This window comes from Proteus vulgaris (assembly GCF_016239305.1).
Taxonomy (GTDB): Bacteria; Pseudomonadota; Gammaproteobacteria; order Enterobacterales; family Enterobacteriaceae; genus Proteus; species Proteus vulgaris_C.
In genome coordinates, this window is record NZ_JAEHOQ010000006.1 from 33156 (window position 1) to 45731 (window position 12576).

Sequence of the window (12576 nt, forward strand, 5' to 3'; positions counted from 1 at the left end):
AAACTAATCTTAATAATTTCCACTAATAGCCCTTGCTATCCAGTTGCTTGAATGAGAAATATCTTTTTCTACAAGCACAAATAGTATTTCATAACATTATGTATATTAATGTTTTTATTCAATATCCGTATCTGGTTTTGTTAGCCAGCCTCCTTGCGTAGGAGAAGCTGAGTGGTGGGTAGGGGAAGGAGTTAACGCTGATTGTTGCTGATTATCTGTACTTTGAGTTTCTTGTTTATGTTTAGTACGCGCTTCTGCGTACGTCTTATCTTTCTGGGTCTTTATCACGTGGTCAACGGGAAGAAGGGCTGTATCGACGACAACATCAATAGGTAAACTGATAATAGAGAAGATAGGGTACATTCCTAGAGTAACTAGCCAAATATAAGGCTCATTGATAACTTCCACATCGGCATTAGTACCCCGGTAATAATCAGCACTACTCCTTGATCTATTTAATGTTCCACATCCGGATAATATAAAAATAATACAAACTATAATTCCAAGTCTTTTCATGACATTTCCTATGTAAATTAAAAAAATATTTAGTTAACATAATTATTTATATAGTAATATTTAATAATACTCTAATGCTAATTTCTATTATACCTATTCAGCAATATTAAGATGATTATCATTGAGTATTAGGTGAGGCTGATAACTGGAGTGATAGCACCTGCTTTATTGATTTTATATTAAAGCTTATTTCCCAAGTATTAAAAGAAGGAATTGAGAATAGCTAATATAGGATATTTATAAAATTTAAAAAATATTTATAAATATACAACATCAAGTTTAAGTATTTTTACGGTTGTTAATCGTTCGGTGATACTCTTATAAGGAGTATTGTTGTGGTGCTTCAAAATAATTCAATAAATAATAGTCATTAATTATTAAAGTCATTATAGTTTATAGCGAGTTGATTACTTAATAATATAATGAGGGATTATGAAAAAAAGCATATTAGCATCGATAATAAGTCTTTTATTAATATCAGCAGTAGGTTGTGATAATTCAAATGAAAATTCGAATACAGGAGCACCTTCGCAAGATAAAAATAAAACAGAACAAACAACACAATCTAAACCTGATACAAAAAACACTCAATCTGATGAAGTTCAGTTTAGCCAAAAAATTGAAAAAGGTAACTTGTGGTTAGCAACGTTTAACGAAGATTTTGGCACGATTATACAGAAAAAAACCGGCGTAATTTCAGGCACAATTAATATTAATCTTTTAGATAACACGAAAAAAGTTTTAACTAGTTTAAGTTCTGATAATGGTAATACCATTGATTTAACACCTTTCAAAATACTCGAAAGTGAAACAGATCAAATAAAAAGAATGAAAGCGAGTAGTGGGATAATGTCTGTTAGAAGTACTTTCTCTATGCATTTGAGTAAGTCAGGTGCAGAGCGTGCCCAAGAGTCTTTTGAATTTATGAAAACACTTTCTCCTACACTTCCAGAATTAGATGCTGTAGGTAATGCTTATGGTGAAAGTTATGTTGATTTATATGAAAAACTGCTAAAGCTAGGCGATTATCTTGTTGTAAAGGAGACTTACCGTTTAGATGATTTCGCACAAGCCAGTAATTTGTATGAAGAAGTGAGAAATGCTTATGCCAAATTAATCGATGAGAAAGAAAAAGCTGCAGATGCATATGAAAACTATTATCAAGCAATGCATATTGAAGAGCTTGAATTAGTGAAGAAAGAAGGCTTAGTTGTTCGTTATCAAATTATGCAATCACTGGATACAGTAACCAACACACTTGATTCAATGAACCCTGATAAAATAGATGTGGCTGCACTCTCTGCGGCAATTACCAAAATAGAGGCACAATCAATTGAATTAGAAAAAGTATTTGGTGATGAAGCATTGTTGAATAAAGAAAATATGAAAGGTACGGATTATTCAGTTAAAAATTATTTAGAATTATATCAACAACTTGTTATTGAGTTAAAAGTGTTAGAGAAAAAACTCAATGAGAAGAAAGATATATCAGGTAACATAAATACGATTTCAAATAAATATAAATATTTAATAGAGAATTATAACTCTTTAATCGCAAAATAATATTTACGTTGTAAAAATGTAAATCGCACTTTAATAGTGCGATTTTTCTCGCAAAATTTGCCTTTTGTTCTGTGTTTTATTAAACATGAAATGATTATTAGAAAAAGATGATTCAAAATAAAGTTAAGAAGAGTCTTGAAATAGAGTTGAATGCTAGGAAAAAAATATTAAGAATGTAATCTGTCTTTATATGCTTATTTATTAATAAGTACTAACGCTTATTCGCGTACAGCAACCTTACTTATCTCGTTTTTTGACTTAATTCCACTGATAAAAAATGTATTTTTATCAGAGCAATCTAGGACTATCTATATGGATGTATTGCGCTTTTTACTTAGTCTTCCATTTAAACTGATCCGTTTATTTGGTTGGACTATTGTTTTTTGTATTCGTCTTCTTGAGAAAATACTTAGCCCGTTTATAGGACAAATACAATGGAGTACACCTATATGGGTTAGTTTTGTTGCTCAGCACTTGAGAAATATTGAAAAAGGTATGGTGGGCCACCCGAAAACAGTATTAGGCTCTATTATTTTTCTTTTAGTCGCGTCATTTGGCAGTTATTACGGCTATCACAGTTATCTTAATCGCCCTGTTCCTATCGATGTTGCTCCCATTGTTGTGCAAAAAGTTGATATAAAACTAACTGGCCCCGCACCAATCAATTATGCCAGCGACAATCCTCAATCACAGAGAATAACGCTATCTTTTTCACGTTCAGCTGCGCCTATTACACTTATTGATAAAGAAGTCACTGAAGGCGTGACATTAACGCCGGCTATTGAAGGGAACTGGCATTGGCAGAATGGTTCAACCCTTGTTTTTACAGCGAAAAAACCATTTTCGATGGGAAGCGAATATAAAATAGAACTTGATGAAGCTCAGTTATTAGCGCCCCAATTTTCACTTAGATTAAAAAAATATGAATTTAAAACGTCTACTTTTGATTATAGTTTAGGAAATAGTGAGTTTTATCAAGATCCTCAAAATCCTACCCAAAAGCATGCCATTATTAAAATTGCATTTAATGCCCCTGTTGATATACAGAGCTTTGAAAAACGGCTTTCGATGAAATATGGCGACAATGAGAAGCTAAAATACGTTATTAATTATGATAATAAAAAATTAACGGCATGGGTTCATTCTGAACAATTAGCGCTAAAAGATATTAGTAGCAAAGTGTTTCTTAAAATTGCGCCAGGTGTTGCGAGTACAGTGACCGCAAACTCAATATCAAAAGAAAAAACCTATGGTGTGGATGTTCCAAGTTTATATAGCCTTAGTGTTTCCAATATAGAAAGTGAGCTTGTTGAGTCTGAAAATGGTAAAGATGCGCGTGTGCTTATTATTTCTTTAAATGATGCGTTAAATGAGAAAGAGATAAAAAATGAAGTTAGTGCATGGTTATTACCTCAACACAATTTAGAAATACAAAATGCTGACATTAACCAAGGTGAAGATGATTATTACGATTGGAATTTGAATGATGTTAGTAAAACTATTCTTGCTCAGTCAGAAAAATTAACACTTGAGATAAGTGATAATGAGCAAGAAAATCAGGCTACCTTTGCTTTTAAATATAATGCACCTGCTTATCGCTACTTATTGGTTAAAATCTCAAGTGGAATAACGTCTGTTGGAGGATACCAATTAAAAGAAGATCGCTATCAAATCGTCAGTGTCCCTGATTACCCACAAATGCTGAGTTTTGTATCTGAAGGCGCTTTGCTTTCTATGACTGGAGATAAACGGATCACTGTTTCTGCTCGTAATCTTCCGGGGTTACAATTAGATATTAAGCGAGTTATTCCAAATCAGTTACAACATATTGTTTCTTTTAAAGATAAATATTTTACTTCAACGAATTTTAACCGCCTCAATGATGAATATTTCACAGAGCATTTTACTTATCAAACAGCGCTGAACAATGAAAATAAAGGTGAAACTCAATATAAGGGCATTGATTTAAGTCGCTATTTATCTGCTGATCCTAATGCTAAGCGTGGCATATTTTTATTAAAACTGACTTCTTGGGATCCGAATAAAGCATCAAGTACAGATGATGAAGACGAAGAGTATTATGAAGATGACGAAGATGAAGACGTTTCTGATGCTCGTTTTGTTGTTGTCACCGATTTAGGGATTATCGCGAAATCCTCGATTAGTGGTTCAAGAGATGTCTTTGTACAATCTATTTATAGCGGTGAACCTGTTAGTAACGCAAAAGTCTCTGTCATTGCTAAAAATGGAACAACGTTACTTAGCAAAATAACTAATGCCGATGGGCATGTCGCTTTTCCAACGCTTAAAGACTTTAGAAATGAACAAACTGCGGTTCTCTTTTTAGTTGAAAAAGAGGGGGATATTTCCTTTTTACCGACAAATGCTTATTACGATAGACAACTAAACCTTTCTCGCTTTGATGTTTATGGCGATGACACGCCTAAAGATCCTCGTACTCTTGATAGTTTTCTCTTTTCTGATAGAGGTGTTTATAGACCTGGTGAAACTTTTAATATTGGGTTAATTACACGAACATTTGACTGGAAAACGGCTATTGATGGTGTGCCACTACGTGTTGAAATACGTGATCCTCGTAATACATTAATGTTAAATAAGTCCATGACATTAAATGAATTTGGTTTTAATGAATTGAGCTATACCACTTCAGGAAATTCGCCTACTGGAGATTGGAATATCTATCTTTACTTGGTGGGTAAGAATAACGAAGATGCTAGCTTATTAGGCAGTACGACTATTGTCGTTAAAGAATTTGAACCTGATTTACTTAAAGTTGCACTTAATCTGGAACCTAATAGGCAGCAAGGGTGGGTTAAACCTTCTGAATTAAAAGCATCAATTGACGTGCAAAATTTATTTGGTACACCAGCACAAGATAGACGTGTTGTGTCTAAATTAACGTTGCGACCAATTTATCCTAATTTCTCCCGCTATTCTGATTATCGCTTTTATGAAAATCGTCGCAATCACGATAGCTTTGAAACAGAGCTAGAAGAGACGACAACGGATGATGAAGGGGTAGCTGATATTGATTTAGGACTAGAGTCTTATGATGATGCAACTTATCAATTACAACTTATCTCTGAAGCTTTTGATGCAGGAAGTGGTCGTTCAGTCACTGCGGCTGCCCGTGTAATGGTATCTCCTCATGATTACCTAGTTGGTGTAAAAGCAGATGGAACACTTGACTATATCAATCAAAATGCACAACGTAATCTTGATTTCATCGCCATTGATCCAACATTAAAACAAGTTACTCAAGAGGCACTCACACTAGAACGTTATGAGCAAAAATACCTCTCTGTTTTAACTCGTCAAAATTCGGGTGTTTATAAATATCAATCTAAATTAAAAGAGGTTTTTATTAATGAAGTACCATTTTCTATTGATGAAAAAGGTAGCCACTTTTTATTAGAGACGCAAACACCAGGTAATTTTGTATTATTAGTCAAAAATAAAGCAGGTAATGTGCTCAACCGTATCAATTATACGGTTGCAGGAAACGCTAATGTTACGCGATCCCTTGATCGCGAAGCAGAGCTACAACTCACTTTAAATAAAGATACATACAAAGCTGGCGAAGAGATAGAAATTGCCATTAATGCGCCTTATATCGGCAGTGGTATTATCACAATAGAAAAAGATAAGGTTTATCATTGGCAATGGTTTACATCATCAACAACAAGTTCAGTACAAAAGATCCGTGTTCCTGATGAGTTACAAGGTAATGGTTATATCAATGTCCAATTTGTTCGAGATATCAACTCTGATGAAATATTTATGAGCCCACTTAGCTATGGTGTTATACCGTTTAAAGTGAGTCGTGAAAATTTCCAAGCAAATATTGAATTGCAATCACCAGAGGTGATTAAGCCGGGTGAGACTTTACCGATTACGGTAAAAACAGAGATTCCACAACAAGTTGCTGTATTTGCTGTTGATGAAGGCATCTTACAAGTTGCACGATATAAATTAAAAGATCCATTGGATTACTTCTTCCGTAAACGATCATTAGAAGTTGAAAGTACACAAATACTCGACCTTATCCTGCCTGAATTTAGCAAAATGATGTCACTGACTTCGGCACCGGGTGGAGATGCGGGTGAAGGTGTTGATCTCTATTTAAATCCATTCAAACGTAAAAAAGAAGAACCCGTAGCCTACTGGTCTGGTATTACGGAAGTAGAGGATGAAGCCGTCTTTAATTATAAAGTGCCTGAATATTTTAACGGTAAGATCCGCATAATGGCGATTTCGGTCACCCAAAATCGTATTGGGAATGCACAACGTTATACTACAGTGCGTGATGATTTTGTATTAAGTCCACATATACCGACGACTGTAGCACCAAATGATGAATTCGATGTGACTTTAGGTATCTCAAATAATCTCACTGATCTTAATGGCGTCGAAACAAAACTGGATGTCACGATAACACCAGAGCCTCAATTAGAAGTGATAGGACAAAAGAGTTATCAGCTAGAATTAGGTGAGAAAAAAGAAACAATCGTTTCCTTTAGACTAAAAGCGAAATCGCAATTGGGTAATGGTGCTATCACTTTCTCAGTGAATAGTGAAGGTAAAGTCACTCAACGGATGGTGAATCTTTCTATTCGCCCAGCTTCAGCTTATCGTACTCAATCAAGCTTAGGACGTATGGATGGAAAAGAGCAGAGTGTCACGTATATTCGTCAAATGTATGATGAATATGCCAATAGAGATGCTCGTGTTTCTTACTCTCCTTTGGTGCTCAGTAGTGCATTAGCACAATATCTAGCTAATTATCCTTATAACTGTTCAGAGCAAATAACTAGTCAGGCAATACCGTTGTTATTCCATCAACGTAATCCTGAAATGAAGACGATATATTCACAAGATAAAATTCGTTCTCAGCTTGAACAAACAATGGCGACATTACTTACTCGTCAAAATGGACAAGGGGCAATAGGAACATGGCGATCTACACCATCGACAGATCCCTTTGTCACCTTATATGTGGTTCAATTCTTACTAGAGGCACAAGAAGCGAATTACCCTGTATCCGATACGCTATTGCGATCATCCAATGAATATTTAACTAAGCTTGCTGTCAATGTAGGGTTAAATAATCAAGATGAACTTAGAATGCGTGCGTTTGCAGTGTATTTGCTAACTCGTCAAGGCAAAGTTACTACCAGTGAAATAGCCGCTATTCAAACGCGTATGCAAAAGAATTATCCAAAAACATGGCAGAGTGATTTAGGTGCTTTATATTTAGCAGCTTCTTACAAGATGTTGAAAATGGATAAACAAGCTGATGAGTTGTTGAAACCCACATGGCAGGAGTTAAGTAAGGCTTATAGTAAGGCGTGGTGGTCGCAAAACTATTTAGATCCGCTGGTTCTAGACAGTACAAGATTGTATTTGATTGTGAAACATTTCCCTGAAAAAGCAGCTGATATTCCACCGCAACTCTTAGAGAATATGGTATTGCGCTTTAAAGAAGAACGCTATACCACACAATCATCAGCGATGAGTATTTTAGCGTTAGAGCATTACACTAAACAGATCCAAAACACCACTGAATCAGCACAACCATTAACTGTGAGTGTTAAAAAAGGTGAAAATCTACCAATAGCGATCTCATCGATGACAAATGCAACTGCTATCGGCCAGTTTGGTGCAGGTATTAACGAAGTTTTATTTAATAATCCAACAAATAATCCTGCTTGGTATGTTGTTACACAGTCTGGTTTTGATAGTGAGCAACCTAAAGAAGCGCTTTCACGAGGATTAGAAATTTCCCGTGATTATGTGAATGAAAAAGGTGAGTCTGTAGATAGTGCAACATTAGGTGAAAAACTTTATGTACATATAAAAGTCAGAGCCAATGCAAAGCAGGGCGTTGATAATGTTGTGCTGGTGGACTTACTTCCGGGAGGATTTGAGGTTGTACAACAATCAATGGATGATGTCGATAACCCAGAAGTGGAATGGCTGTCACCAACCGGATCAAAAGGAGCACGTTGGTCACCAGAGTACAGTGATATTCGAGAAGATAGAGTCATTATTTATGGTACAGCTAACCAACAGGTACAAGAATTCGTTTATCAAATTAAAGCGACTAATTCTGGGGTATTTACAATACCGCCAGCATTTGCAGAAGCGATGTATGATAGAGAAATACAAGCATTAGCTGTTGGTAAAGGAGTTATGACTGTTAATAAACCGACGCAAAATAATGGCAATGCAAAATGAAATTAAGTTGGGTTTCAAACGCTGGTTTTTGGTTATTTTAAAATGGCCAGAAGTCAGCGTATTTTACAAAATATTTTGATGGGTGGCTTCTTAGTCGCCCTCTTTTGTGTGGGGTTTCGATTATTTCCTCATCCAGCTCTTTCGGAGGGATTCTTATCTTCAACGGCTTATTATGATAGCAATGGCAACCTACTTCGCTTAACACTTGCTAATGATGAACGCTATCGATTATGGACAGACTTAGACGACATTTCACCTTTAATAGTTGAGAGTGCCATGCGATATGAAGATCGCTGGTTTTATTATCATGCTGGTTTTAACCCTTATAGTTTAATTCGTGGTTTTTTTGTCAGTTATATTTCTGGTGAGCGATTACAAGGTGGCTCTACTATTACAATGCAGTTAGCGCGTATGCATTGGCAATTAAATACGCGAAATGTAGGAGGAAAACTTGTTCAAGTATTACGCGCCATTCAATTAGAACTCAGTTATTCAAAACATGATATTTTGGAAGCGTATTTTAACTATGCACCTTATGGGCGAAATATAGAGAGTGTTGGGGCAGCAAGCCTGATTTACTTTAATAAAAATCCTAAAGAATTAACATTACCTGAAGCGCTAACACTTGCCGTATTACCTCAATCACCCAGTTATCGGATAGAGCCAAATACTGATGGTATTAGTCTTTCTTTAATGAAAACACGTAATCAGCTTTATGATTATTGGTTAAAAGAGCATCCTAAAGATGCTAATTTATCTGCGCTCTTTCAATTGCCACTTCGGTTACGTCAACCCGAAAAAATGCCTTATATTGCCCCTCATTTAGTGGAACAAATTGAGAAACAAGAAAAATTTAATCCAAGAAAACCCACAACCATAGTGACAACGCTTGATCTTCCATTACAGAGATTAGTTGAAAAGCAGGTTGATGCCTTTATTGAGCGAAATAAACATCTTGGTGTTAAAAATGCTTCGGTGATCCTCGTTGATACGCGAGATATGGGGGTTAAAGCGTTGGTAGGGTCGGCGGACTATTATAATGTGGATATTCATGGGCAAGTTAATGGAACCAATTCAAAGCGCTCACCCGGTTCAACATTAAAACCTTTTATTTATGCATTAGGATTAGAGCAAGGCATTTTACATCCAAGAACGATTTTAAAAGATGTACCCTCTACTTTTGGTAGTTATGCACCAGAGAACTTTGACTTACGTTTTTTAGGACCGATATCTGCGACTCAAGCCCTCAATTACAGCCGAAATATTCCTGCGGTAGCTATTGCTTCGCAATTGAAACAGCCTACGCTCTATCAGTTTTTACAAATGTCGGGTGTCAGTAATATGGCTAGTGAAAAACATTATGGTTTATCACTGGTGCTAGGAGGCGGTGAAATTACGGTACAAGAGTTAGCAAAGCTTTATGGAATATTAGCTAATCGAGGTGAGCTTAAACCATTAAGAATGCAAAGTACGGATACAATTGTTAAACCTATTCGATTGCTAAGTGAAGAGGCGAGTTTTATCACACTAGATATGTTAGGGCAACATCGAAGACCTGATGATACTCTTGCTCAAAAATCTATGACTTTACCCATTTATTGGAAAACAGGTACCTCTTGGGGATTTCGTGATGCATGGAGTAGTGGGATCTTTGGTCCCTATGTTTTAGTGGTTTGGATCGGTAACTTTGATGGAAAAGGAAACAGTGCATTAATTGGCGCCGAAGCGGCGGCACCTTTATTTTTTAATATTATAGATAATATAGTTGCAGACTATCCGAAACTAAAAGAGCCTAGATTTAAACTGCCTGAAAATATTAAACAAGTCGATATTTGTTTGGCGAGTGGTAATTTACCTACACCATGGTGTCAACGTAAGGGAAAAACATGGTTTATTCCAGGTAAGTCTCCGATTAAAGTGGATACTATTTATCGGCCCCTAGCAATTGATAAAACGACGGGAGAGGTCGTTTGTCCTCCGTATAATGAAGATCAGGTAAATATCGAAATTTTTGAATATTGGCCTTCTGATTTAGCTAAAGTATTTGCTCAAGCGGGGCTACCAAAGCGAACCCCCCCTTCTACCGTACATTGTAAAAATGGGGATATGGTGGTGACAGGAACACCTCCTCGTATATTATCGCCATTACGAAATACAACTTACACTTTAAGACGAACATCAATACCAAATACGTCAATTGTATTTAATGCAACAGCAGATAATGATAGTAATATTATTTACTGGTTTGTTGATGATGCTTATTTAGGGAACAGTACCAATCAGCGTTCAATAGAGTGGCAGCCAAAAGAAAGTGGTCGTTACCGCATTCGTGCCGTTGATGATAAAGGGCGGGCAGACACTCGTCATATTCGAGTTGATATTATTGGTGTGATGAAAACACAAGTGGCAGAAGCCGATTAATATTAGTGTTAAAAACCACCGGTTTTACTTAATGATTGTCTTAACATTTTAATATTAATTTCTATCGTGATCTTATTCTAACTATTATAACTCGATATTGTTGCAAGATAATTATTGGGTAAAATATTGAAAAATATTTCATTTTGTCAGCAAGGAAGAAATAATTATCATGAAAACTCGAATTCTAAAATTAGCATTATTAGGCGCATTAACATTACCTTTAGTTGGGTGTGGTGATGGAACACCTAATTGTGATAGCTCTGAAGCAAAGAACTTAGTGGTTGATATTACAAAAGATGAATTACGTGACCAAAAAATGGCTGCAGTGATCGATCAAATTAAGATCAAAGTGGAAAGCGTACGTACTCGTGAACATGACGAAAAAAGAGATACTTATTCGTGTGCTGCTGAACTTTCTTTTGAAGGCAAAGGCGGTAAGAACTCTATTCCAATTACTTATACCATCGAAAGCACGGATGATGGCAAAGAATTTTATGTCAATGTATTTGGTTTATAATTGATTCAGATAAAAAACCATCGTTATGATGGTTTTTTTCTTAAGAGGGTATATGACTGGTTTTGATAAACAGGGAGATTTTTGTGATGGATCAGTAAAAAACAAATACTTAGCTATCATAAATTTAGCAAAAAATACGGTTTTAAAATATGATGAATTAGAAGATAATCTTTTATGCTCTACTAATTTAGTCGATATTCTTAATATTAATGAAAATAAGCATAGTATTATTTTAAAGAAAATATTAAATAATAAAAAAGGTAATGAGTATAAATTTATCCCTTCTTTTTTAAAACGGGTTTTAAAGAAAGAGATTATCTTTAATTATAAAGAATTAAAAATTAAAACAGAAAAGAATCGAGTTGATATTAGTATTGAAGATGGATTTTATGCAATCATAATAGAAAGTAAAGTTTGTAATGCGCCAGATCAAGAACGACAATTAGAAAGATATATTGAAAAATTTATCTCTGATGGGTATAAAGAAGAGAATATTTTTGTTTTATATTTAACGGGATATAAAAAAGAAGGTTACCTGCCTGAGAGTCTTGGTAAGTATAAAGAGAGTAATAAGGTTTATTTTAAACTTTCTTCATTTGAATGTGAAATATTAATGTGGTTAGAAAAAGATGTTTATCCTCAGATAAATAAAACTGATAAAAACAATAAAGTTTTTGATTCTTTTGTTTATCAATATAAAGATAGTTTGAAAATTAAATTTCTAAATAAATATGAAAAAGAAAAAAACAAAATGAATGATGAAATAAATGACTATATTCTTAATGCAATAAATGTATCTGAGAATTATATTGATGACGGAATTGATGAGATAAAAAAGATCATTAATGATACAGAATCATTAAGAAAAAACTTAAATACTCTCTTAATTAGAGAAATAGAAAGAGTTTTTACTTTATGGAAAAATAAAATAAAAAATGATTATCCTCAGTTAGAATTTTCAGATGACAACTGTGAAATAAATGAAAAGTATGTTGGTGTTTTAATCGATTATAATAAAAATAAATTTTCTGTTGCTATCGAAAAAGATAGTTCGAATATTTATATTGGTGTGAAAGTTCATTCTTATAAAGAACCAGGACTTAATGAAGAAATTGCTAAACTATTAAATAACGTATTTGATACCTCTTATAAAATAGGAGTAAATTATTGGTATGGATGGAAATATATCGATGATTATGGGCAGGTTTACTCTAATTTTGAATTGTTATTGAACAAGATAAACCAAGAAATAGAACTGCTATCTGAGAATAAAAAGTAGATATATAAATGCCTCCCTATAT

General features: G+C 34.6%; 6 protein-coding genes. 5 read left to right on the top strand and 1 reads right to left on the bottom strand.

Going from position 1 to position 12576, the window contains the following annotated elements:
- Positions 1-114 precede the first annotated feature (114 nt).
- Complete coding sequence (locus tag JEP40_RS05785) at positions 115-408, bottom strand: YceK/YidQ family lipoprotein (protein WP_198622819.1); 294 nt, start codon at positions 406-408, stop codon at positions 115-117.
- Positions 409-948: 540 nt separating this feature from the next.
- Between JEP40_RS05785 and JEP40_RS05790 the strand changes: the two genes are divergently transcribed.
- The 5 genes from JEP40_RS05790 (at position 949) to JEP40_RS05810 (ending at position 12554) form a co-directional block, all read left to right on the top strand.
- Positions 949-2079 (top strand): DUF3829 domain-containing protein, encoded by a 1131-nt coding sequence (locus tag JEP40_RS05790; RefSeq protein ID WP_198622820.1) that lies wholly within the window; start codon positions 949-951, stop codon positions 2077-2079.
- A gap of 312 nt (positions 2080-2391) precedes the next feature.
- A complete protein-coding gene (locus JEP40_RS05795; protein ID WP_198622821.1) occupies positions 2392-8337 on the top strand; it encodes an alpha-2-macroglobulin family protein in 5946 nt (1981 codons plus the stop codon).
- A 42-nt stretch (positions 8338-8379) separates the two neighbouring features.
- Positions 8380-10758: a penicillin-binding protein 1C gene (gene pbpC / locus JEP40_RS05800; RefSeq protein ID WP_198622822.1), complete on the top strand. Its 2379-nt coding sequence runs from the start codon at positions 8380-8382 to the stop codon at positions 10756-10758.
- Positions 10759-10927: 169 nt separating this feature from the next.
- Positions 10928-11275 carry a hypothetical protein gene (locus JEP40_RS05805; RefSeq protein ID WP_198622823.1) on the top strand — a complete coding sequence of 116 codons (348 nt, stop codon included), beginning with the start codon at positions 10928-10930 and terminating at the stop codon, positions 11273-11275.
- Between the two features lie 52 nt (positions 11276-11327).
- On the top strand, positions 11328-12554 hold the full coding sequence (locus JEP40_RS05810; protein ID WP_198622824.1) for a PD-(D/E)XK nuclease family protein: 1227 nt from the start codon (positions 11328-11330) through the stop codon (positions 12552-12554).
- The last annotated feature ends 22 nt before the right edge of the window (positions 12555-12576 follow it).